Annotated in this window: 18 protein-coding genes; 16 read left to right on the forward strand and 2 right to left on the reverse strand. The window is 70.9% G+C overall.

Going from position 1 to position 23,571, the window contains the following annotated elements; genetic code table 11:
- From AC57B8_RS12500 to AC57B8_RS12575, 16 genes are all read left to right on the forward strand, one after another.
- Positions 1 to 750, forward strand: a complete 750-nt coding sequence (locus AC57B8_RS12500) for a hypothetical protein (RefSeq protein ID WP_496479771.1) — start codon at positions 1 to 3, stop codon at positions 748 to 750.
- Positions 751 to 777: 27 nt separating this feature from the next.
- Entirely contained in the window at positions 778 to 1,908 is a 1,131-nt protein-coding gene (locus AC57B8_RS12505; protein WP_496479772.1) for a hypothetical protein, read from the forward strand.
- Positions 1,905 to 3,923 carry a caspase family protein gene (locus tag AC57B8_RS12510; protein ID WP_496479773.1) on the forward strand — a complete coding sequence of 673 codons (2,019 nt, stop codon included), beginning with the start codon at positions 1,905 to 1,907 and terminating at the stop codon, positions 3,921 to 3,923. The genes AC57B8_RS12505 and AC57B8_RS12510 overlap by 4 nt, the downstream gene beginning before the upstream one ends.
- 54 nt (positions 3,924 to 3,977) lie before the next feature.
- On the forward strand, positions 3,978 to 4,535 hold the full coding sequence (locus tag AC57B8_RS12515; RefSeq protein ID WP_056584544.1) for a type VI secretion system tube protein Hcp: 558 nt from the start codon (positions 3,978 to 3,980) through the stop codon (positions 4,533 to 4,535).
- Positions 4,536 to 4,563: 28 nt separating this feature from the next.
- Complete coding sequence (locus AC57B8_RS12520; RefSeq protein WP_390346947.1) at positions 4,564 to 5,403, forward strand: type VI secretion system accessory protein TagJ; 840 nt, start codon at positions 4,564 to 4,566, stop codon at positions 5,401 to 5,403.
- Positions 5,396 to 5,911, forward strand: a complete 516-nt coding sequence (gene tssE, locus AC57B8_RS12525) for a type VI secretion system baseplate subunit TssE (protein ID WP_062481207.1) — start codon at positions 5,396 to 5,398, stop codon at positions 5,909 to 5,911. Before AC57B8_RS12520 ends, tssE begins: the two co-directional genes overlap by 8 nt.
- Before the next feature lie 6 nt (positions 5,912 to 5,917).
- Complete coding sequence (gene tssF / locus AC57B8_RS12530; protein ID WP_496479774.1) at positions 5,918 to 7,810, forward strand: type VI secretion system baseplate subunit TssF; 1,893 nt, start codon at positions 5,918 to 5,920, stop codon at positions 7,808 to 7,810.
- On the forward strand, positions 7,786 to 8,862 hold the full coding sequence (gene tssG, locus AC57B8_RS12535) for a type VI secretion system baseplate subunit TssG (protein WP_496479775.1): 1,077 nt from the start codon (positions 7,786 to 7,788) through the stop codon (positions 8,860 to 8,862). Before tssF ends, tssG begins: the two co-directional genes overlap by 25 nt.
- Before the next feature lie 39 nt (positions 8,863 to 8,901).
- Positions 8,902 to 11,595 carry a type VI secretion system ATPase TssH gene (gene tssH, locus AC57B8_RS12540; RefSeq protein WP_062481204.1) on the forward strand — a complete coding sequence of 898 codons (2,694 nt, stop codon included), beginning with the start codon at positions 8,902 to 8,904 and terminating at the stop codon, positions 11,593 to 11,595.
- A gap of 41 nt (positions 11,596 to 11,636) precedes the next feature.
- Positions 11,637 to 14,876 carry a type VI secretion system tip protein TssI/VgrG gene (gene tssI / locus AC57B8_RS12545; protein WP_496479776.1) on the forward strand — a complete coding sequence of 1,080 codons (3,240 nt, stop codon included), beginning with the start codon at positions 11,637 to 11,639 and terminating at the stop codon, positions 14,874 to 14,876.
- Positions 14,877 to 14,894: 18 nt separating this feature from the next.
- Positions 14,895 to 17,501, forward strand: coding sequence for a DUF2169 family type VI secretion system accessory protein (locus tag AC57B8_RS12550; RefSeq protein ID WP_496479777.1), 2,607 nt, complete (start codon positions 14,895 to 14,897; stop codon positions 17,499 to 17,501).
- Positions 17,498 to 18,553: a pentapeptide repeat-containing protein gene (locus AC57B8_RS12555; RefSeq protein WP_496479778.1), complete on the forward strand. Its 1,056-nt coding sequence runs from the start codon at positions 17,498 to 17,500 to the stop codon at positions 18,551 to 18,553. Before AC57B8_RS12550 ends, AC57B8_RS12555 begins: the two co-directional genes overlap by 4 nt.
- A gap of 27 nt (positions 18,554 to 18,580) precedes the next feature.
- A complete protein-coding gene (locus AC57B8_RS12560) occupies positions 18,581 to 19,252 on the forward strand; it encodes a DUF3540 domain-containing protein (protein WP_496479779.1) in 672 nt (223 codons plus the stop codon).
- Between the two features lie 11 nt (positions 19,253 to 19,263).
- On the forward strand, positions 19,264 to 19,659 hold the full coding sequence (locus AC57B8_RS12565; RefSeq protein ID WP_062482207.1) for a DUF4150 domain-containing protein: 396 nt from the start codon (positions 19,264 to 19,266) through the stop codon (positions 19,657 to 19,659).
- Between the two features lie 114 nt (positions 19,660 to 19,773).
- Entirely contained in the window at positions 19,774 to 21,465 is a 1,692-nt protein-coding gene (gene tagH / locus AC57B8_RS12570) for a type VI secretion system-associated FHA domain protein TagH (protein ID WP_496479780.1), read from the forward strand.
- 43 nt (positions 21,466 to 21,508) lie between these two features.
- Positions 21,509 to 22,303 carry a PP2C family protein-serine/threonine phosphatase gene (locus tag AC57B8_RS12575; RefSeq protein WP_070063885.1) on the forward strand — a complete coding sequence of 265 codons (795 nt, stop codon included), beginning with the start codon at positions 21,509 to 21,511 and terminating at the stop codon, positions 22,301 to 22,303.
- 57 nt (positions 22,304 to 22,360) lie between these two features.
- Here AC57B8_RS12575 and AC57B8_RS12580 read toward each other — a convergent pair whose 3' ends face one another.
- Together AC57B8_RS12580 and AC57B8_RS12585 are read right to left on the reverse strand one after the other, a co-directional pair.
- The gene (locus tag AC57B8_RS12580) at positions 22,361 to 22,861 is read right to left on the reverse strand and encodes a peptidoglycan-binding domain-containing protein (protein ID WP_062482201.1); all 501 of its coding nucleotides are present in this window, start codon (positions 22,859 to 22,861) and stop codon (positions 22,361 to 22,363) included.
- Between the two features lie 88 nt (positions 22,862 to 22,949).
- The gene (locus tag AC57B8_RS12585; protein WP_070063886.1) at positions 22,950 to 23,429 is read right to left on the reverse strand and encodes an Hcp family type VI secretion system effector; all 480 of its coding nucleotides are present in this window, start codon (positions 23,427 to 23,429) and stop codon (positions 22,950 to 22,952) included.
- Positions 23,430 to 23,571: the final 142 nt, after the last annotated feature.

Consider the following 23,571-nt stretch of genomic DNA (forward strand, 5'->3'; position numbering starts at 1 on the left):
ATGCAGGAAACCCTCTCGTCCGCGGAAAGCTCTGAACTCGTCCGCCTCTGGCGGCGCCGGCAGACGCTGTCCTCGGACGACATGGGCACCATGTACCGCATCGTGGGCGACGCGCTCGTGGCCTGCAACCCGCCCGAGCTGCAGGTGCTGGGCGAGGGACGGCAGGAGCTGGTGGCGCAGTTCATCTACGTGAAGGTGCTGCGGCTCGATGCCGACCCCGACGAGTCGGAAGAGCGCGCCGGCCACAGCGCGCCTTCCACCGCCTTCGCGCTGTGCGCGTACTTCCGCCGCTACCTCATCGACTGCACGCGCGCCAGTTCGTTTCGCCGCAAGGTGTCCATCGGCGACCAGATCACCGAGGCCCAGCTCGAGGACGAGCTCGGCCCGGGCGAAGACCTCGACGGCTGCCTGGCCGAGCATGGCCTCAGCGCGCAGGCCGTGCAGCTGGCGGCGCGCACCTTCATCGCCGGGCTACCCGAGCCCGAGCGCATCCTGCTGTGCGAGGGCTTCGGGCAGGAGGCCGAGGGCGGGCTGTCGGGCGTGGCCTCGCGCCACGCCATCGCCTCGTACCACTACCGCGCCGGCCGGCTGGGCCTCGTGCACAAGCGCGAAGGGCTGGGCGCCGGCTATGCGCAGACCCGCATCGGCAGCTGGATCGGCCAGACCCTGGGCATCGCGATAGCGGCCGACAACATGGCGGCGATCCTGCAGGTTTTCAAAATCCTCGGGGCTGAAGCGTCTTATGTCTGAAGACATAGCCATTCAGGAACAGACGCCATGACCACCGACCTCTGGCCCCCGCTCAGCGTGATCCGCCATGCGTTCGAAACCGGCGCGCCGCCCGGCGATGCCGCACCGGACGCTGCTCCCGTCGCGATGCCGCACGGCAGCGCGGGCGCGGGCACGCCGGTGGTGTCGGACCTGCTGCTCCCCTTGACCGAATTGGCCCGGCGCCGCGAGGCTGTCGCCCGGCGCGCCTTCACCGCGCGCTGGGCGCCGGGCCGCCTCGTGAGCGTGGTGCACGACGGGCGCCTGCTCGGCGTGCTGCTCGACCGCTGCATCCACGGCGACCTCTGGCAGGGCTGGATGGCCGCCGGCGAGCCCGACTGGGCCGGCCCCTTCGACGTGCTGCTGGAGCCCGACGACGAGCCCTTCGAGCCGATGTTCGGCGTGGTCCAGGCCTGGAACGTGCTCACGCTCGAACCCAGCCCGCGGCTGGCCGCGCGCGTGCTCGGCGAGGTGTCGGCCACGCGGCTGGCCGCGATCCGCGCGGTGCATGACGAATGGGCCGCGCATGCGGCGCCCGACATCGCGCCCGAGCCCGGGCGCATCGCGCTGCGCGGCGTGGCCGGCGCGTTCTCGGTGCTTTCGGGCACGCCGCTGGGCCCGCAGGACCCGCGCACCGACTACCAGGCGCTGTACCGCGATGCCGGCCTGCAACTCGGCCGCGCGCTGGCGCAACCGCAGGAGGAGGCCCCCGCCGCGCCGCCGCCATCGCCCGCCCGGCCGCTGCCGCGGCCCGAGGACGGCTGGTGGGGCAGCATCCGCCGCTGGTTCGGCGCCGAAGGCTGGGCGCGCCCGGCCTTCGCGGCGGTGGCGCTGTTCGCGGTGATCCAGAACGTGGGGCTCATCGGCGGGCGCGGCAACGCCGAAGACGACGACGTGCGTTTTCGCTCGGTGCCCACGGCACCCGTCGCGGCGCAGGCCAACCTGGTCGTGCGCTGGAACGAGGGTGTGCGCATCGACGAGGCCGATCGCCTGCTGCACACGATGTCGGCCGAAGTGGTCGGCGGGCCGGGGCCCAATGGTGTCTGGCGCCTGCGTGTGGCCGATCCGGTCGGTGCTTTGTCGGTGCTCGCGACGTCGCCGCTGGTCGCGTCGGCCGGACCGGCCTCGGAGCCGCCATGAACCTGCGCGCGTGCAGCCTGCGGTTCCTGCTCGCGCTGGTGGTGTGGGGCGCGGGCGGCGCTGCCGCGCAGGCCGCGCAGCGCGCGCTGCTCGTCGGTGTCTCCGAACTCGTCAACCAGCCGCAGGCCCTGTGGCTGCAGGCGCCGCGCAACGACGTGATGCTCATGCGCGACGCCTTGCTGAAGCAGGGCTTCACCGCGCCCGACATCGCCGTGCTCGCCGACGGCGTGCCCGGCGCTGCGCTGCCCGAATCGCAGGCCATCCATGAGGCCCTGGCACGGCTGCTCGCGCAGTCGGCCAGCGGCGACTTCGTGCTGCTGTATTTCTCCGGCCACGGCACGCGCCTGCGCGACGTGGCCAAGCGCTACCAGGAGCCCGACGGCCTGTCCGAGAACTTTCTCGCGCGCGACGTGCGCGGCACGCTCGGCGCCGATGCCGCGCTCAGCGGCGACCTGCGCGACGTCGACTTCGACGCCTGGATCCAGGCCTTCCTGGCGAAGAACGTGTTCGTCGCCTCGGTGTTCGACACCTGCTCCGCCAACTCCATGACACGCGGCACGGGCGATGCGCCCGCGACCGCCGAGGGCCCGGTCGACGACGAGGTGCGTTGGCGCGGCCTGCGCACGACGCAGCTTGCGGGCGGTGCGTCGACGGCGCGGTCCTTGTCGCCGCCAGCGACGGGCGACGCCGTACCGCGCGCCCGCTACGTGGCGCTGTTCGCGTCCGAAAGCCACCAGATCACGCCCGAGCTGCGCCTGCCGCGCAAGGCGCGCAGCGCCCGGCCGCAGGGCCTCCTGACCTGGGCCGTGGTCGAGTCGCTGGCGCGCAGGCCCGCCACCTGGCGCGACCTGTTCGACGGCGTGCTCGCGCTGTACCCGCCGGTCATCGATGAACTCGCGCAGCGCTTTCCCACGCGCGAGCTGCCGTCGCCCGTGGCCGAGGGCAACCTCGATGCGCCGCTGTTCGCCAACAGCGGCGCGCCCGCGTCCACGCGCCCGGTGTGGGGCGCGCAGCGCAGCGGCGACAGCCTGGCCGTCAAGGCCGGCCTGCTCGACGGCCTGGCGCCGCAGCAGGAGGTGCGCGTGCTCGCCACGCTCGACGACGGCACCGTGCGCCGCGCACCGGCCGCCATCGCGCAGATCAAGCTCGGCGGCGCCTGGCTCGCCGTGCCCGCGGCGTTGAAAGACCTGCCGGGCAGCGCGTTCTGGAGCGTCACGCCCATTGCCGAGCCGGCCGCGACGGCCCTGCGCGTGCGCGCCGACAAGCCGCTGCCCGCCGGCCTGAGCCTCGATTACCCGGCGGCGATCCGCTTGGCCGAGGACCCCGCGAACGCCGACGTGCGCTGGACCGACCTCGGCCCCGCGGGCCATCGGCTCGAAGCGCTCGCGCCCGTGTTCGGCACCGCCGCCTCCGCCGTCGTGGTGCCCGACGTGGCCGCGCTGCGCCGCCGCCTGCAGGCGCTGGCGCAGCTCAAGTGGCTGGCCCAGCTGCAGGCCCATGCGAAGGGCGGCCAGCTCGACGGTTTCGATGCGGCGCTCGAAGTCTGGAGCGCCGACCGGCTGCTGCGCAGCGTGCCGGTCGCCGAGGCCGCGAGCGTGCTGCCTGCGTTGCGCGCAGGGGAGCGCGTGCGCCTGAACGTGCGCAACACCAGCGGCCGTTCGCTCGACCTCGTCATCACCGGCATCGACGCGCGCGGCGCACTGCAGGCGGTGTACCCCGACGGGGCCGGCGAAACCAACCGCTTCAAGCGCGGCACGCCCGAGCAGCCGGCGGTCAAGCGTTTCGACCTGCCCTGGCTCGATGCGGCCGGCGAGGCGCGCCTGCTCGTCATGGCGGTGCCGGCCGCGCCCCACAGCGCGCCGCGCCTGTTCGGCGTGGCCACCGCGGCGCAGGCCGACGTGTCGGAAGTGCGCGTGCGCGGCGGCCAGCCACCGGCCGCCGGCGGCGAGCGCCAGGTGTTCGCGGCCTTGCTGCGCAGGAGCGCTGGCACGGCAGACGGTGGTGCGCGGCCATGAGGCAGGTGCGCGTGGTCCCGGTCCAGTTTTCTTTGTCCGAATCCGGAGGTTGACATGGCATTTCTCGAAGACGGCTCCTGGAGCCCCGAAGACGCACGGCAGTTCTACGAACTGATCGGCACCGGCTCGGCCGAGACCGACCTGGTCATGATGATCGAGAGCAAGGGCTCGCCCGTCGAGGGCGAACTCGAACGCGTCTTCGACGACGGCAAGGCGCGCCTGAACATCGGCGGCTACTACTGGTCGGTGCAGGTGCCCGAATCGTCCGCGCAGAACCAGGTCGTTCCCCACAACCTGGTCGTCGCGCGCCGCAGCGACGCGGCCACGGCCACGCTCGCCAGCCTGCTGCGCGCGCAGGAAAAAGACCTGAAGGTCGTCATCAGCGCCTACAAGGCCGGCGGCGATCCGCAGTCGCCCGAGGCGCAGGCCACCTTCGAGATCTCGCTGGAGAACGCGCGCATCTGCCGGCTGGTGCTCAACTCCGGCGGGCACTGGGGCGTGCCCTCGGAGCTGGTCTCCATCAGCTACCGCACGGTGAAGATCAAGTCGGCCCCGCAGAAGACCAGCGGCGCGCGCGGCGCGGTGCGCGAATGCCAGTTCACCCGGACCTGAACCCGAACGCCTCCAGGAGCACCCCGCCATGACGACGACCGCCGCAGACTTCCTCAAGGCCGCCGACCCGGTGGCCGCCCTCAAGGCCCTGAGCGACGACGTGCGCGCCAAGCCCTCCGACCCGAAGCACCGCGTCTTCATGGCGCAGCTCTTGTGCGTGCTCGGGCAGTGGGAGCGCGCGCTCAACCAGCTCACCGTCGCGGCCGAGCTCGACGCGCTGGCCGTGCCCATGAAACAGGTGTACGGCGAGGCCGTGCGCTGCGAAGGCCTGCGCGCCGACGTGTTCGCCGGCACGCGCACGCCGATGATCTTCGGCCAGCCCGATGAATGGCTGGCACTGCTCATCGAATCGCTGCTGCGGCAAGGCCGCGGCGAGAGCGGGCTGGCCGAAGACCTGCGCCAGCGCGCCTTCGACGGCGCGCCCGCCATCGCCGGCACCATCGACGGCGTGCCTTTCGAATGGCTGGCCGACGCCGACATGCGCCTGGGCCCGGTGCTCGAGGCCTTCGTCAACGGCAAGTACTACTGGATTCCCTACGCGCGCCTGGCGCACATCAAGATCGAGCCACCCGAGGACCTGCGCGACTGCGTCTGGATGCCCGCGCACCTGCAGTTCGAGAACGGCGGCGAAACGCTGGCGCTCATTCCCACGCGCTACGAAGGCACCGAGGCGCAGGACGACGGCGAGCTGCGCCTGGCGCGCAAGACCGAGTGGCGCGAGCTGCGCCCCGAGGTCTGGGCCGGCTACGGCCAGCGCGTGCTCGGCAGCGACGCCGGCGAGTACGCGCTGATGGACGTGCGCGAGATCCTCTTCACGCCCGCCGCTGTTGATGCGGCCGAGGGCGGCGAAAGCAGCGGCGGTGGCTGAACTCACGGCGCAGGAGCGGCTGCAGCCCTCGCTGCTGGACCGCCTCGTCGACCACGCGCCCGACGAGAAGCGCGAGGGCGACGACAAGCGCACGCTCACCAAGCAGGCGCTGCGCCAGGCCGTGCTGCGCGACCTCGGCTGGCTCTTCAATGCCACGGGGCACGGCCTCTCGATGGACGACAAGCAGCACCCGAATGCCGCGCGCTCCGTCATCAACTACGGATTGCCTATGCTGTCTGGCCAGTTCACCTCGTCGGTGCAGCGTGTCAGCATGGAACAGGCTTTGAAGAACGCAATCCTGCAGTTCGAGCCGCGCATTTTGTCCCGCACACTCGAAGTCGAACTCGTCATGGAAGGCCCGGCCCTGGAGTCCCACAACAGCATCGGCCTGCAGATCCGCGGCATGCTGTGGGCGCAGCCCGTGCCGCTCGAGTTCCTCATGCGAAGCCGCGTCGATCTGGAAGAGGGCCGCATAGAGATCGTGGACATGGCGCAAAACCCAAGGTAAGTCCACATGGACCCTCGGCTGCTGAGCCTGTACGAGCAGGAGCTGCGCTACTTCCGCGAAAGCGCCTCGGAGTTCGCCCGTGCGTTCCCGAAGATCGCGCACCGGCTGGGCATCGAGGGCCAGGAAGTCGCCGACCCGTACGTGGAGCGGCTGATCGAGGCCACGGCTTTCCTTTCGGCGCGCGTGGGCCTGAAGCTCGATGCCGAATACCCGCGCTTCACGGGCCACCTGCTGGACATCGTCTACCCGCACTTCCTGGCGCCGACGCCGGCCATGACCGTGGTGTCGTTCGTGCCCGACCCGGAAGACGCCAACCTCGCGGCCGGCCCCACGTTGCCGCGCGGTGCCGGCCTGCGTGCGCGCCAGGCCGTGGGGCAGAACACGCACTGCGAGTTCCGCACCGCCGCCGCGCTGCGCATCTGGCCGATCGAGGTGCAGCGCGCCCAGTACTTCACCTACGCGCCCGACCTGCCGCTGAACACCCACCCGCAGTCGCGCGCCATCCGCGGCGGCCTGCGCATCGCGTTGCGCGCCACGGCGGGGCTGGACTTCAGCCAGATCGCGCTCGACGACCTGGTGCTGCACTTCGGCGGCGCGGAAGACGTGGCCTGGCAGCTGCACGAATGCGCGCTGGGCCAGCCCATCGGCGTGTGGGTGCGACCGCTCACGGCCAGTGGTGCCTTGCAAGGCGCCATGCGCAGCCTGCCGGGCAGCGCCATCGGCGCGGTCGGCTTCGGGGACGACGAGGCGCTGCTGCCGGTCACGGCCACGGGCTTCTCGGGCTTTCGGCTGCTGCAGGAGTACTTCGCGTTCCCGCAGCGCTTCCAGTTCGTGCGCATCGGCGGGCTGCAGGCGCTGCTCGCGACGATGCCGGTGACCGAGCTGGAGATCGTGCTGCTGTTCTCGCGCGGCGATGCGGCGCTCGAGAAGCTGGTGAGCGCCGACAACGTGCAGCTGCACTGCGTGCCCGCCGTCAACCTGTTCACCAAGCGGCTCGACCGCGTGCCCGTGACCGAGGGCGTGAGCCAGTTCCACCTGGTGCCCGACCGCACGCGCCCGCAGGACTTCGAGGTGCACACCGTCACCGAGGTCATCGGCCACGGCGCGCCGGGGGCCGACGCCGCGGTGGCCGAGCAGCCGTTCCGGCCGTTCTACTCGGCCTTCCACGGCAGCCGCAGCAGCCACCCGGCCTACTTCACGACCACGCGCGAGCCGCGCATGCTCTCGGTTCGCCAGCGCACCGAAGGCCACCGCAGCAGCCACATCGGCTCCGAGGTCTACATGCAGATCGTCGACCCGCAGCAGGCGCCGTATGCGGCCACGCTGCGCCAGCTCGCCGTGACCGCGCTGTGCACCAACCGCGACCTGCCGCTGCTGATGCCGCTGGGGCGCGACAACGACTTCGACTGCGTCGACTCCTTTCCCGTGCAGCGCGTGCGCATGGTGCGCGGGCCGTCGCGGCCGGTGTCGCCGGTGGTGAGCCAGGGGCTGGGCTGGCGCGTCATCGATCACCTGGCGCTCAATTACCTGTCGCTGTCCGACAGCACGCCGGAGCAGGGCGCCGCCGCGCTGCGCGAGACGCTCATGCTCTACGCCGTGCATGCCGACGAGATGCGCCAGGGCCAGGTGCGCGGGCTGCTGTCGGTCAAGAGCAAGCCCGTGGCGCGGCGCCTGCCGCTCGCGGGCCCGATCGCCTTCGGGCGCGGGCTCGAGGTGACGCTCGAAGTCGACAAGGACGCCTTCCATGGCCACAGCGCCTTCCTGTTCGGTGCCGTGCTGGCGCAGTTTCTCGCGCGCCATGTCGAGGTGAACCACTTCGTCGAGACCGTGCTGCGCGTCGCGGGCAAGGGCGAAGCCATGCGCTGGAGGCCGCTGTGCGGGACACGCCAGATTCTGTAAGCACGCGGGTAGACAACGCGCTGCGCGGGTGGTCGGCGCAGCCGTGGGACTTCGACTACTTCGCCGTGATGCGGCGCATCGAGTCCGTCGCGAAGACCACGCCGCGCTGGGGCCGCGCCCTGCTGCCCAGTGCCGAGCCGGTGCGCGTGGGGCAGGAGCCCTCGCTGTCGTTCGCGCCCGCCAGCTTCAGCCGCTTCGAGCCGGCCACCGCGCATTCGCCGCCGCGCCTGCGCCAGCACTTCTTCGGCTACATCGGCCCCAACGGCCCGCTGCCGGTGCACCTGAGCGACTTCATCCGCGAGCGCAGCCTGAACCACGGCGACCCGACCTGGCTGGCTTTTCTCGACACCTTCTCGCACCGCTTCTCGCTGCACTTCTACCGCGCGTGGGCGCAGTCGCGTCCGGCCGTGGCGCTCGACCGGCCGGGCGAAGACCGCTTCCGCCTGCAGGTCGGCGCGCTGGTCGGCATCGGCACGCCGGGGCGCATCGACCGCGACGAGATCCACGACGATGCGCGCCTGCACTTCTCGGGCTGGCTCGCGCGCCGCGTGCACAACGCGGAGAGCGTGGAGTCGGTGCTGTGCAGTTATTTCGGCGTGCCGGTGAAGCTGGAGCGCTGGGTCGGCCACTGGATGCGCGTGCCCACGGACGAGGTCACGCGCCTGGGGCAGGGCGAGAGTTCGCGCGCGATGGGCATGGGCGCGATGCTCGGCACGCGCGCGTGGGACCGCCAGCACCGCGTGCGCCTGCACCTGGGGCCGCTCACGATCGACCAGTACCGCATGTTCCTGCCCACCGGCGACGCGCAGCCCGTGCTGCAGCGCTGGATGCAGCAGCTGCTCGGCGACACCCTCGAATGGGACGCGCAGCTGGTGCTCGAGAAAGTACAGGTGCCGCCCACGCGCCTGGGCCAGGCCCGGGGCAACGGCCCGCGCCTGGGCTGGGTCTCGTGGCTCGGCGAACGCCCGCGCACGCGCGACGCGGCCGACGTGCGCATTGCCAGCCAGCCGTCGAGGGCGCGCCTGCCGCAGCAGCCCGCCTCTTTTCAATAAACCCATCTTCATTCGTTCAGAAGAGATACGGAGTCCTCCATGAGTGAAATCAGCCGCACCGCCCTCTTCGGCAAACTCAACTCGCTGGCCTACAAGGCCATCGAGGGCGCCACCGTCTTCTGCAAGATGCGCGGCAACCCGTACGTGGAACTGGAGCACTGGTTCGCCCAGCTGCTGCAGGCGCAAGACTCCGACCTGCACCGCGTGATCCAGCACTACGGCCTCGATGTGTCGGTGATCGCGAAAGACATGACGGCCGCGCTCGACCGCCTGCCGCGCGGCGCCACCGCCATCAGCGACTTTTCGCCGCACATCGAGAACGCCATCGAACGCGCCTGGACCTACGCCACCCTGCAGTTCGGCGAGGCGCAGGTGCGCACCGGCTACATCCTGGTGGGCATGCTCAAGACGCAGAGCCTGCGCAACCCGTTGTTCGGTTTGTCGAAGCAGTTCGAGAAGATCAAGGTCGAAGACCTGGCCGACAACTTCCCCAAGATTTGCGACGCCTCGCCCGAAGCGCAGATGCGCGCCCAGGACGGCACCGGCATGGGCAGCGGTGCACCCGGCGAAGACTCGGGCGCCATGGCGCCGGCCGCCATGGGCAAGGGCGATGCCCTCAAGAAATTTGCTGTCGACCTCACGGAGAAAGCCAAGAAGGGAGAGATGGATCCGGTGACCGGGCGGGACGAGGAAATCCGCCAGATCGTCGACATCCTCATGCGCCGCCGCCAGAACAACCCGCTGCTGACGGGTGAGGCGGGCGTGGGCAAGACCGCGGTGGTGGAAGGCTTCGCGCAGCGCCTGGCGCGCGGCGACGTGCCGCCGCAGCTGAAAGACGTGAAGCTGCTCACGCTCGACATCGGCCTCTTGCAAGCGGGCGCGAGCATGAAGGGCGAGTTCGAGCAGCGCCTGCGCCAGGTGATCGACGAGGTGCAAAGCTCGCCCACGCCGATCATTCTGTTCATCGACGAGATCCACACGCTGGTGGGCGCGGGCGGCGCGGCCGGCACCGGCGATGCGGCCAACCTGCTCAAGCCGGCGCTGGCGCGCGGCAACCTGCGCACCATCGGTGCCACCACCTGGGCCGAGTACAAGAAGTACATCGAGAAAGACCCGGCGCTCACGCGGCGCTTCCAGGTCGTGCAGGTGCCCGAGCCCGACGAGACCAAGGCGATCTTGATGCTGCGCGGCGTGGCCAGCGTGCTCGAGAAGCACCACCGCGTGCAGCTGCTCGACGAGGCCATCGAAGCGGCCGTGAAGCTGTCGCACCGCTACATTCCCGCGCGCCAGCTGCCCGACAAGGCCGTGAGCCTGCTCGACACGGCCTGCGCGCGCGTGGCCGTGAGCCAGCACGCCACGCCGCCCGAAGTCGAAGACTGCATGCGCCGCATCGAAGGCCTCACGGTCGAGCAGGAGATCATCGGCCGCGAAGAAGCCATCGGCATCGACGTGACCAAGCGCGCCGCGCTCGTGGCCACGCTGCTGGCCGAATCGAAGGTGCAGCTCGAAGCGCTGAATGCGCGCTGGCAGGAAGAGAAGGGGCTGGTCGACCGCCTGCTCGAGTTGCGCAGCAAGCTGCGCGCGGGCAACAAGCCGGTCGACGAACCGGCGGCCGGTGAGCCCGCCGCCGAGGCCGGCCCCGACCGCGCCACGCTGCTGGCCGAGCTGCACGAACTGCAGACGAAGATCCACGCGGTGCAGGGCGAGTCGCCGCTCATCCTGCCCTCGGTCGACGAGCAGGCCGTGGCCTCGGTGGTCGCCGACTGGACCGGCATTCCCGTCGGCCGCATGGTCAAGAACGAAGTCGAGGCGGTGCTCAAGCTCGCCGACACGCTCAACCAGCGCGTCATCGGCCAGAAGCACGGCCTGGAAATGATCGCGCGCCGCATCCAGACCTCGCGCGCGCGGCTGGACAACCCGCAGAAACCCATCGGCGTCTTCATGCTCTGCGGCACCTCGGGCGTGGGCAAGACCGAGACCGCGCTCGCGCTGGCCGAGGCGCTGTACGGCGGTGAGCAGAACATCATCACCATCAACATGAGCGAGTTCCAGGAGGCGCACACCGTCTCCACGCTCAAGGGCGCGCCGCCCGGCTACGTGGGCTACGGCGAGGGCGGCATCCTGACCGAGGCGGTGCGCCGCCGGCCCTACAGCGTGGTGCTGCTCGACGAAGTGGAAAAAGCCCACCCCGACGTGCACGAGATCTTCTTCCAGGTCTTCGACAAGGGCTGGATGGAAGACGGCGAGGGCCGCATGATCGATTTCAAGAACACGATCATCCTGCTGACCACCAACGCCGGCAGCGAGCTCGTGATGAGCATGTGCCGCGACCCCGAGCTGCTGCCCGATTCGAACGCGCTGGCCGATGCGCTGAAGGCGCCGCTCATGAAGGTGTTCCCGCCCGCGCTGCTGGGCCGCATCGTCACCATTCCCTACTACCCGCTGTCGCCCGAGATGATGAAGAAGATCGTGCGGCTGCAGCTGGGCCGCATCAAGAAGCGCGTGGAGACCAACCACGGCGTGCCCTTCGAATACACCGAGGCGGTGATCGAGCAGGTGGTCGCGCGCTGCCAGGACCCGGAGTCGGGCGGGCGCGTGATCGACGCGATCCTCACCAACACCGTGCTGCCCACCATTTCGGTCGAGTACCTGCAACGCCTGGCCTCGGGCGGCGAGATCCGCCGCGTGGCGCTCGACGTGAAGGACGCCGACTTCACCTACGCGTTCGACTGACCGACCCCGCAGCGAGACGCCCCACTTCCGAGAGACCCAAGATGGCCGACCACGAGTTCCGCATCGAGAGCGATTCGCCCGCCAAGGACGACCTGATGTTCTGGCGCATCGTCGGGCACGAGGCGCTGGCGCGCCCCGCGGCTTACGAGCTCACCGTGCTGTCCAAGAACAAGGACCTCGCCGCCAAGGACATCCTGGGCCATGCCTTCGACGTGGTCATCGAGTTCAAGGACGCCGACGGCGGCGCGCACGAGCGGCATTGCCAGGGCCATGCGGTGCGCTTCGTGCGCGCGGGCCACATCGGGCGGCACTACGAGTACCGCATCGCGCTGCGCTCGTGGTTCTGGCTGCTCACCAAGCGCGCCAACTCGCGCATCCACCAGGAAAAGAAGGTGCTCGAGGTGCTCGACGCGGTGTTCGAGGACAGCCCGATCAAGCGCTTCAAGAAGACCAAGGCCACCAACGTCATCGGCACGCACAACCCGCGCCGCTACTGCGTGCAGCACCAGGAGAGCGACTACCAGTTCCTGTCGCGCCTGCTGGAGGACGAGGGCATCTACTACTGGTTCGACGCGCACGACGCGCCCGGCACCATGCACCTGTCGGACGCCAGCGACCTGGCGCACGACAAGCTGCCGGCGACCGACACGCTGCGCCACATGGCGGTCCATGCGGCCGAGCCGCGTTTCAACGAGATCTCGCGCTGGGTCAGCGCGCGGCAGTTCGACACCGGCAAGCATTCGTCGCGCGACAGCGACTTCAAGGCCATCAAGAAGAAGCTGGGCGCCGACATCGACAGCTCCGACCAGCACGAGCTCGCCGAGTTCGAGATGTTCGAGTTCCCCGGCGGCTACTTCAGCGGCGACGACGCCGAGACGCGCGCCAAGCTGCGCGGCGACGAACTCAATGCGCGCCGCGACCGCCACTGGGCGCTCACGCCGTGGCCCGACGTGGCGGCCGGGCGCAGCTTCAAGTTCGAGGACGACCCCGACGGCACGCGCAACGGCGACTACGTGATCGCCGCCTGCACCTTCATCGCCAGCCACCGCGGCTACGAAGGCGTGAGCGCCAGCGCGCCGGCCCAGCCCGTGCAGCGCGCGCTGGCCGAGGTGCTGCGCGACGACGCCGTGAACGCCGACACCCTGCCGGTGCTGGAAGAGCTGATCGCCGCCACGCCCGCGCTGGCCGCCGCGCAGACCGGCAGCAGCCTGTTCCTGCTCACCGTGATGCCGGTCGACCGCCCGTTCCGCGCGCCGCGCCTCACGCCGCGCGTGACCATGCCCGGCCCGCAGACCGCGATCGTGGTCGGCCCCAAGGGCGACGAGCTGCACGTGGACGACCACGGCCGCGTGAAGGTGCACTTTCACTGGGACCGCTACGACGAGAGCAACGAGAAGTCGACCTGCTGGGTGCGCGTGTCGCAGCCCTGGGGCGGCAAGGGCTGGGGCGGCTACTTCGCGCCGCGCATCGGCCAGGAGGTGATCGTCGACTTCCTCAACGGCGACCCCGACCGCCCGGTGATCGTGGGCCGCGTCTACAACGACGACCAGCCGATTCCGTACAAGTCGCCCACGCAGAGCGGCTTCCGGACGCGGTCCACGCCGGGCGGCGGCGTGAACAACTACAACGAGATCATGTTCGAGGACAAGAAGGGGTCCGAGAACATCAACATCCACGCCGAACTCGACATGAGCCGCAGCGTGGAGCGCGACGACTCGGGCAGCGTGGGCCGCGACCAGTCGCTCAAGGTCGACCGCGACCAGACCGTGAGCGTGCAGCGCAACCGCACGGTCAACGTCACCAACAACGAGACCAAGAGCGTCAAGGTGGCGCAGAAGATCACCGTCGGCGCCAGCCAGGACGTGCACGTGGTGGCCAACCAGACCACCAACGTGGACGGCGCGCACGCGCTGGTCGTCAAGGGCGACCACCGCATCGAGACCAAGTCCGCGCGCACCGACTTCACGGCCTCCAACGAAAGCCGCACCGTGGGCGGCAACCAGACGGTGACCATCGCCGGCAGCATGGCGCACAAGGCGTCGCGCATGACCTTCGAGGCCGGCCACATCGAGTTCAAGGTGACCGGCGGCAACTCGATGAAGATGGACGCCGGCGTGGCGCCGTTCCAGGCCAACTTCATGCAGTACAGCCTGGTGAGCAACACGCACATCAACCTGATGGCCATCGGCGACATCAACCAGACCTCGCTGGGCTCCAACACCACGGTGCTCGGCGCCAACAGCAGCGGCTACATCGGCACCAACAGCGAGGCGAACCTGGGCGCGGCGCGTTCCACCTTCCTGGGCATGAGCATGGACAACGCCGTGGGGCTGGCGGTGGCCAACTTCATGGGCATGCAGATCGAGAACACCATCGCGCTCAAGCTCGAGACGGTGGCCTCGATGGGCATCGAGCGCAAGCTCGGCAGCCTGCGCGAGGCGCCGATCCACATCTTCAAGGCCGGCGGCGGCGGGGGCGGGGGCGGTGGACCGCCGCCGCTGAACCGCGTGGCCGCGCTCTTCTCGGCGGTGGGCGCGATCCGCGGGCTGTTCCTGGGGGCGCGCGACGTGGACGCCACCTTCACCCAGTACGAGAACGCGGCCAAGCAGCTCGAGGAGGCGGCCAAGGACCCGGACGTCGGCCGCATTCCCGGCCTGCAGAAGCGCCTGCAGGACATGGCCGGGCTGGCGCGCGATCGCAAGGCGCAGGGCGAGGCGCTGGCGGGATCGCACTACGGCACCGACACGGCGATCGGCGCGGGTGCCGGCGTAGGGCTGGGCCTGGTGACCGGGCCGTTCGCGATCATCGCGTCGCCGGTGCTGGGTGTCGCGGGCGCCGTGGTGGGCGGTCCGATCGGCGCGATGGGCCGCGCGATGGGCAGCGGTGCCGAGGACCAGGCCGATGCGCTCAAGCCGGCCGAGGACGGCTCGGTGCCCGCGCCCCAGCCGACCCCCCAGCCCTCGCCGGCGCAGACGGCACCGGCCGGCACCGGCGAGCCCGCCAGTTCGAGCCAGCCGGCGGGGCCGAGCGAGCCCGCCAGTTCGAGCCAGCCGGCAGGGCCGAGCGAGCCTGCCAGTTCGAGCCAACCGGCAGGGCCCAGCGAGCCTGCCAGTTCGAGCCAACCGGCAGGGCCCAGCGAGCCTGCCAGTTCGAGCCAACCGGCAGGGCCCAGCGAGCCCGTCAGCTCGAACCAGCCGCCGGCGGCGGACGGGCCCCAGAGCACGCCCGGACCCACCAGCTCGCAAGACCCCAACAGCTCCGGCGGGTCGGGCACCCCCTGACGGGCCGGGCCGCACGCGATGCAGATCAACAAGCCGCAGGCCCTGGGCCTGTCCACCCGCCCGATCGAGTACCGGGGCCGGCGCGCGCTGTGCATCAGCGCGCTGCTGCATGTGCCGCTGGAACAGGGCGCGCACGGCCGGCTGTGGGGCGAGCAGTCGATGTGGGACTTTCTGGCCGAGGAAATGGCGGAGCCCCTGGTCGACGAGGGCGTGGCCAAGCTCACCGCCGAATTCCTGGTGCACGGCCGGGCCTGCCCGCCGTCGGCGCCGGCGACAGGCTGCGCGGTGCGCGTGCGCGTGGGGCCGGTGAGCAAGACGCTGGTGGTGATGGGCGACCGGCACTGGGAGGGCGAACGCGCCAGCGCGCCGCAGCCCTACACGCAGATGCCGATCGGCTGGGAGCGCGCCTACGGCGGTGCCGATTTCGCGGCCAACCCGGCAGGCATCGGCCGGGCCGCCGTGCAGGGCGTGCGCCCGCTGCCCAATGTGGAATGGCCGCACGCACCGCTGCACCATCCCGACCAGGTGGCGGAGCCGGCCGGCTTCGGCCGCCTCGATCCGATGCACCCGGCGCGTGCCGCCTGGCGCGGCACCTACGGACCGGAGTACATGCGCGAGCACGCGCCCGGCTTTGCGCCCGACACCGACTGGCGCTTCTTCAACGTGGCCCCCGCCGACCAGTGGTTTGCCGAACCGCTGCGCGGCGACGAAGAGCTCGAGTTCGTCCACCTGCATCCCGAGCACCCCACGCTCACCGGGCGCCTGCCCGGCCTGCGCGCGCGCGTGTTCGCCGCCTACGCGATGGGTGCGGGGCAGGACGACGCGCTGCGCGAAGTGCCGATGCGCCTGACCACCGTGTGGTGCTTCCCGCATGCGCAGCGGCTGGTGCTGGTCTTCCACGGCCTGGCGGAGATGGCCAGCGACGACGGCAGCGACATCCGCGGCATGACCTGCGGCGTGGAGCGCATCACCGAAGCACCGCGCCCCGATGCGCACTACCTGCACGTGATCGCGCAGCGCGCCGATCCGCGCCTGGGCCTGGTCCACAGCCTGCGCGACAGCGACCTGCTGCCCGAGGGCCTGGACATCACCGATCCGCATGCCGAGGCCGCGCGCGCGCCCTTCGCCAGCGATGGCGTGCAGGCGCAGGCCCAGTACCGGCGCGCCGAACTCGATGTGGCCATGGCCCGCGAACAGCTGCGCGGGCTCGGCAAGGACCCCGACGCGCTGGGCGTGACGATGCCGCCGCGCGAGCCCGTGCCCAAGCCCGACGAGCTGGCCGAGGTGCTGCAGCGGCAGATCGAAGCCTCCGAGCTGCAGCAGCTGCATGCACTCAACGACGTGCTCGCGCACATGGAGCAGGCCATCGCGATGGCGCGCGAGCGCGGCGTCGACCTGGCGCAGTTGCAGCACCGCGGACCGCCCACCTACCGCGCCGAGCAGGACCTGAAGCAGCTCGAACAGACCGCGCGGCACGAGAAACGCGACTTCCGGCCCGAGGTGGTCTACGGCCCGCTGCTGCAGAAAGAGGGCGCCGACTCGCTGGGCTACCTGCAGGCGGCGCACCAGCAGCCGCCGGTCGATCGCATGGCGCCCGATGCGGCCGCGGCGTTGCGCGACGAGATCCGGCGGGCGGCGGCATCGGGCTTTCGCGCCTTCCGCGGCATGGACCTCACCGGCGCCGACCTGCATGGGCTGGACCTGCGCGGCGCGGACTTCACCGGCGCCTGGCTCGAAAGCGCCGACCTGCGCCAGGCCAACCTCTCGGGCGCCAACTTTTCATATGCGGTGCTGGCGCATGCCGAGCTGAGCGGCGCCATCGCCATCGGCGCCAACTTCGAGGGTGCCAACCTGGGCGCGAGCCGCCTGGACGGCTGCGTGCTGGACGACGCCGACCTGCGCACCGCCGTGCTCGAGCGCTGCCAGCTGGAAGGCGCACGCGGCGCGCGCGCGCAGCTGGGCGGCACCTCGTTGCTGGACGCGGCCTGGGGCCGTTGCGACTGGAGCGAGGCGCAGGCCGGCGGGCAGGTGTTCTATCGCGCGGACCTGCGCACCGTCGTCTTCACGGGCGCGACGCTGGCCGGCGCCAGCTTCGTCGAGTGCGACCTGCGCGGTGTCGATCTGCGCGGCGCCGACCTCGCGGGCGCCAACTTCGTCGACTGCCCATTGCAGGGCGCGCGCTGGACGCAGGCGCGCGCCGCCGGCGTGGTCGTCACGCCCGCGTGCGACATGACGGGCGCGGACCTCGGCCATGCCGACCTCGCGCATGCCAACTTTGGCGGCGTGGCGCTGGCCGACGCCAGCTTTGCCGGCGCTGTGGCCGACGGCGCCAACTTCACCGGCGCGCGCATGCCCGGCAGCGACTGGCGCCTGGCCTCGGCGCGCGGTGCGCTGCTGCGCAAGGCCGTGCTGCGCGGGGCGCGGATGTCCGGCGCCGACCTGCGCGACGCCATGCTCCAGCATGCCGACCTGCGCGGCGCCGACCTGCGGCGCAGCAACCTGTTCCAGGCCGACCTCTCGCGCGTGCGCCTGGACGGCGACGTGCGGCTGGACGACGCGCTGCTCACACGCACCCGCACCTGGCCGCGGCTGAGCGCCGCCGAACAGGCGCAGCCCGTGCCATGACGCCCGAAGTCCTGGCCATGGCCGCCGCCATCGGCGAGCCCATCGAGTCGCTGGATCTGCAGGGCGGCCACTTCGCGCGCGCCGCGCTGGCCGGCGCGCTGTTCAGCAAGGTCGACCTGCGCCGGGCCGACCTGCGCGGCGCCGACCTGCACGAGGCGGTGTTCGACCAGTGCGACCTGCGCGGCACGCTGCTGGGCACGGCCGATCTGCGGCGGGCCACCTTCAACCAGTGCCAGCTCACGCACGCCGACCTGGGCGAGGCACGGCTGCATGCCGCCACCCTGAACGAGTGCGAGGTGTCGCACGCGCGGCTGGCCGGCGCCGATGCGTCCATGCTCGTGGCCAACCGCAGCAAGTTCGCCCACGCCAGCTTGCAGGACGCGAGCCTGGACAACGCCACCTTCAACCAGTGCAGCCTGTTCGATGCCAGCGCGGAGCGCGTCAACTGGCGCCAGGCGACGCTGATGGAATGCGACGTGCGTCACCTGAACTGGAGCGGCGGCAACTTCGAGCGCACGGTGTTCGTCAAGACCCCGCTGGCGGGGCAGGACTTTCGCGGCCAGTCGCTGCGCGGCTGCCAGTTCGCCGGGGTCGACCTGCAGGGCGCCGACTTCACCGACGCCCGCCTGCCGCAGTGCAGCTTCCAGGGCGCGCTGCTGGGCGGTGCGCGGCTGGCCGGCGTGCAGGCGCCGCGCGCCATCTTCTGCGAGGCGCAGGCCGCCGGCGTCGATTTCTCGGGCGCCGACCTCACGCAGGCGCTGTTCACCGGCGCGTTGCTCGAAGGCAGCGTGTTCGCACGCGCCCGCCTGCACCAGGTGCATTTCGCCGGTGCGCGCATGGCACGCGCGCAGTGGCAGAACGCGGTGCTCGACCACGCCGACCTCAGCCACGCCGACCTGCGCGGCTGCGACATGGCGGGCGCCTCGCTGCTGCGCACCCAGCTGCACGGCGCGCTCACCGAAGGCGCGCGCATCGACGACCACGCCCGCGCGCTGACGCAAGACCCGCAGCGCGCCGAGGCCGAGCGCTGGCGTGCCGTCGCCGCCGCCTGACCCCATCCGCACATCCTGGAGAGCCCCATGAGCAAGACCCGAACCCCCGGCAGAAGCCCCAGCCAGCGCAGCCCGCACAGCCAGAGCCAACCGGTCTGCGCGCCGGTGGTCGACCCCACCGTCGCCATCGCCGGCGCCTGCCAGGGCGGCCTCGTCACCGCCGTCGGGCCCGATGCCACCGTGCGTGTGCGCGTCGGCCTGCGGGGCGAGGTGCAGGCGCGGCGTGCGGCCAGCTGCCTGCTGGTGCCGGCCGTCGGCGACACCGTGGCCTGCCTGCGCACCGGCCCGTCGGAGCTGTGGGTGCTGGCGGTGCTGCAGCGCGACGCGGCGCAGCCGGCCGTGCTGCGGTGCGACGGCGCCCTGCACCTGGAGGCCGCGCGGCTGCAGCTCGATGCCGATCAGCTCGAGCTGCGCGGGCGTCGCACCCACCTGGTGGCCGACGAGGTGGAGGTGGCCGCGCGGCAGTTCCGGCTGTGCGCGGGCACCATCAAGTTCGTCGGTTCGGTGCTCTCGAGCGTGATGGACCGCGTCACCCACTTCAGCCGCCACTACCTGCGCACCACGCAGGGCACCGACCGCGTGCAGGCCATGCACATCGACCACGAGGCGCAGCAGCTGATGCAGCTCAAGGCCGAGCATGTGATGGTCAACGGCGGCAAGCTGGTCAAGACGCGCGGCGCGCAGATCCACTTCGGTTGAGGAGACGTCCCATGTTCGCCAACTGCCAGCTCATGGGCACCGACATGGCCTTCCCCGACGTCTGCATGACGCCGGCCGCGCCGTCGCCGTTGCCCATTCCGTACCCGAACATCGCGATGGGCGCGATGGCCATTCCCAACTGCCCCACGATCCTCATCATGGGCGGCCCGGCGCACAACCTGGGCACCACGATCCCGATGAGCAATGGCGACAACCCCGGGGTGCTGCTGGGCGTGGCCTCCGGCACCGTGATGGGGCCGTGCCGCCATCTCACGGGTGCGTTCACCGTGCTGTTCCAGGGCATGCCCGCCACGCGCCTGACCAGCAACTCGCTGCAGAACAGCACCAACTGCCCGGGCGTGCGCGCGGTGCCGAGCCAGTCGCTCGTGCTGCTGCTGGCGCCGTGAGGCCGCGACGGCGCGCATGCGGCATACCTCTTAAGGCGAGATTGCCAACCGGCCCCACGGAATGAATACTCCTTGCGAGATTGCACGGGCGCAGCCGCCATCGGGGGCCGATTCATGATCCATATCGCTGTCATCACCCGGCAAGGCATGCCGGCCGGACCGTCCATCGCCGCGGACTTCGGACCCGGCGGCGGCACCATCGGCCGCGCCGACACCAACGCGCTGGTGCTCGACGACCCCGACCGCACCGTCTCGCGCGTGCACGCGCAGGTGCTGTGCCGCGACGGGCAGTACTTCATCGTCGACCGCGGCAGCAACGCGATGCAATGCAATGGCGTGTCGCTGGGCGCGGGCAAGGAAGCGGCGCTGACCGACGGTGCGCGCCTCGTCATCGGCAGCTTCGAACTGTCGGTGCGTGTGATGGCTGCTGCGGCGGCACCCCGCGCGCCGGTCATCCCCAACACCGTGATGTCGGCGCCGGCCGCCGCGCCCGCCGCCAGCAGCGACGATCCGTTCGCCGACCTGCTTGCGGGGCTGGGGTCGCCGGCCGTTCCCGCGCCGGCGCCTGCAGCCCGCGCCGCAGCGCCCGCCGAGTCGCTGCTCTTCCCCGACCCGATGGCCAGCGGCTCGCGCAACGCGCAGGCCGACCAGGTCGACCCGTTCGCGAACCTGCTGGGCCCCACGCCGTCGGCCACACCCTCTGCGGGGCTCGGCGCGCTCGACGATTTTTCCGACCTGGGCGCACCGCCCGCGCACGGCAAGGCCGCGAGTATCGACGACCTCTTCGGCGGTTCGCCGGGCGCCGGCGGCATCGGCGGCGATCCGCTCGCGCTGTCGCCGCTGGCCGATCCGCTGCTGCAGCCCAACACCGCATCGGACGCCGACCCGCTGGCCGCCTTGCAGCGCGCCGCGCCCGCCACGCCGGTGCCGCGTTCCGATCATTTGCCGATCGACCAGTTCGGCTTCGAGCCGCCGAAGGCCATCACGCCACCACCGCCGCCGCCGCCCCCTGCGCCTGCGCCCGCGCCCGCGCCCGCGCCCGTGGCCCCGCTTGCGAAGTTCGACGACGTGACCGGCCAACCGATCCGCATCAGCGGGCCCGAGAACGCCGGCCGCGTCGCCGAGCCGCCGCCCCCTCCGCCACCACCGCCGCCCGTGCACGTCGCGCCGCCGCCGCCGGCACCCGCAGCAGCCACGTCCACGCGCGCTGCCTCCGACGACGAGCTGCTCGCCGCCTTCCTGCGCGGCCTGGCCAGCACGCACCAGCCGCCCGAGATGCTCACGCCCGGGCTCATGGAGCGCATCGGCTCGATGCTGCGCACCGCCACCGAGGGCACGCTGCAGCTGCTGCTCACGCGCCAGGAGTTCAAGCGCGAGGTGCGCGCCGAGGTCACGATGATCGCGTCGCAGGCCAACAACCCGCTCAAGTTCTCGCCCACGGTCGAGGTCGCGCTGGCGCACCTGCTGGGCCCCGGCGTGCGCGGCTTCATGCCGCCCGAGGCCGCGATGCGCGACGCCTTCGACGACCTGCGCGCGCACCAGTTCGGCGTGATGGTGGGCATGCGCGCGGCGCTGGCCCATGTCATCGGACGCTTCGAGCCGGCCGAGCTCGAGAAGAAGATCAGCGCCAAGACCGCGCTCGACGCGCTCTTTGCCGCCAACCGCAAGGCCAAGCTCTGGGACCAGTTCGTGGCGCTGTACGGCGGCATCGCGAGCGAGGCCGAGGACGACTTCCACAGCCTCTTCGGCAAGGCCTTCCTCGCGGCCTACGAAGAGCAGATGGCGCGCCTGAAGTCCGACACCTGAGAAGACAACCAGAACAACCCCCAGCACTCGCGAGGCACCCCGCTTGGAAATCGAAATCGTCACGCTCTCCCGGCAGGGCGGGCGCACCTACAACGAGGACGTGCACGGCCACTGGCACGACGAGCGCTATGTCGCCTGCCTGGTGGCCGACGGCGCGGGCGGCCACGGCGGCGGCGACGTGGCGGCGGCCACGGTGCGCGCCAGCGTGCTCGGCGGCTTCTCGGGGGCGCCCTCGCTGGACGAGGCCGCGCTGCGCGCGCTGATCGAGCGCGCCAACCTGGACGTGGTGGCGCGCCAGGCCGAAGGCGGCAAGCTCGCCGGCATGCGCTCCACGGTGGTGTTCGCGGTGATCGACCTGGAGCGCGAGGTGCTGGCCTGGGTGCACAGCGGCGACAGCCGCGCCTACCTGTTCCGCGGCGGCGCCATCGTGGCGCGCACCACCGACCACAGCCTGGTGCAGCAGATGGTGGCGGGCGGCATGCTCGACGAGGAGGGCGCGCGCCTGCATCCGCAGCGCAACATGCTGCTGTCGGCACTGGGCTCGATCGAGGAGGCGCCCGACATCGCGGTGTCCGACCGCATGCGCCTCTTGCCCGGCGACGTGCTGCTCTTGTGCAGCGACGGCGTGTGGGAGCCGCTGGGCGACGAGTGCCTGGTCGACACGCTGCACGCCTCGCGCACGCCCAGCCAGTGGACCGAGCTGCTCGACGCGCAGATCAAGGCCAACGCCAAGCCGGGCCACGACAACTACACGGCGCTCACGCTGTGGGTGATCGAGGACGCCGACGACGACCTGACGCGGCTGCTGCCCGAGAACGTCGCATCCACGGACCCCTGAAGCAAAACAAGACGCCCATCCATCGGACGGGCGTCTTGCGTGGGGCTGTTGAGGCGTTCAGCTGTACTTGCTGGCCTTCTTCTTGACTTTCTTCAGCGCGCTGCGCAGCAACGCGGGCATGTCTTCCCGGTTCGGCAGGTTGCTGTAGTTGTCGATGTTCTGCTCTTCGCAGCTGTTGGCACAGCCGTTGTTCAGCAGGTCGAGCGCGTAGCGCGTCTTGCTGATCGTGCTGGACGCACCGGGCTCGCGGAAGGGATCGAAGATGCCGTCCGGCAGGACCTTGCGCCCGCGTGCGATCGCCTGTTCCTGGAAGTGCGTGATGTGCTTCTGCGTGACCGGCCCGTAGTAGCCGTCCACCACGATCACCTCGGTCGCGCCGGGGGGCGGGTCGAAGTCGTGGTTGAAGCCGAGCAGCTCGTAGTAGAAGATCTTGAACAGGGCCTGCACGAGCATCACGTCTTCACGCGTGTTGGAGCCGATCCGTCCGACCGACCAATCGGAGTTGTAGGTCGTGTGCAGCTTGCCGCTGGTACCGATGAGTGTGGTGCTGAATGCCATGGCATTGCTCCGGTGAGGACACGGGCAGGGACCGGCCCCGGCACCGTGCGGTGCCTGGGGCGGACGGGGCTGGCGGGTCCGTCGCCCGTCAGCGGGTTTCGGTGGTGGCCACGTTCCAGCCGAACTTCACCTCGCCGCCGCCGGCGCCCTTGTCGTCCTGGCCCTTGTAGGCGAACTCGATGTCCTTGAAGCTGCAGGACACCTGCTCGTGCACGTCGCCGCCCTGTGCGCCGCCGGGGCCCACGCTGGAGATGAAGACTTCCTTGAGCGTGACCTTCAGGTACTCCTGCTGGCCTTCGCCCGACTTGCGGCAGGTCATGACCATGTCCTTGAAGTGCTTGCCGCTCACGCAGTTCTTGGCGAGCACGGGCGATGCCTTGTCGTAGACGTGCGTGAAGTTGAATTCACCCGGCGTGGCCTTGCCCTTGCCCGAACCGCCGCCCGATCCCGCGCCCGATGCGTTGCTCACGTTCCAGGACCACGACGAAATCTCGATCTCGTCCTTGTGGTCCTTGTGAGAAGACTCGCCCTTGACGCCGTCGAGCTTGATGTGAAAGTCAGATGACATGTTCCTACTCCTTGGAACCCGATTGCATTCGGGCGGTTGATGATCGAAACGAAAAAAATGGCTGCCGGCGGTGGGAGAAAAGTTCCGATGCCCGGCAGCTACTCATAGAACGAAACGGAACCCGGAATTCAAGAAGAATCCG

The sequence above is a fragment of the Variovorax sp. BGA-UO-ETr-C22 genome (genome assembly GCF_059567965.1).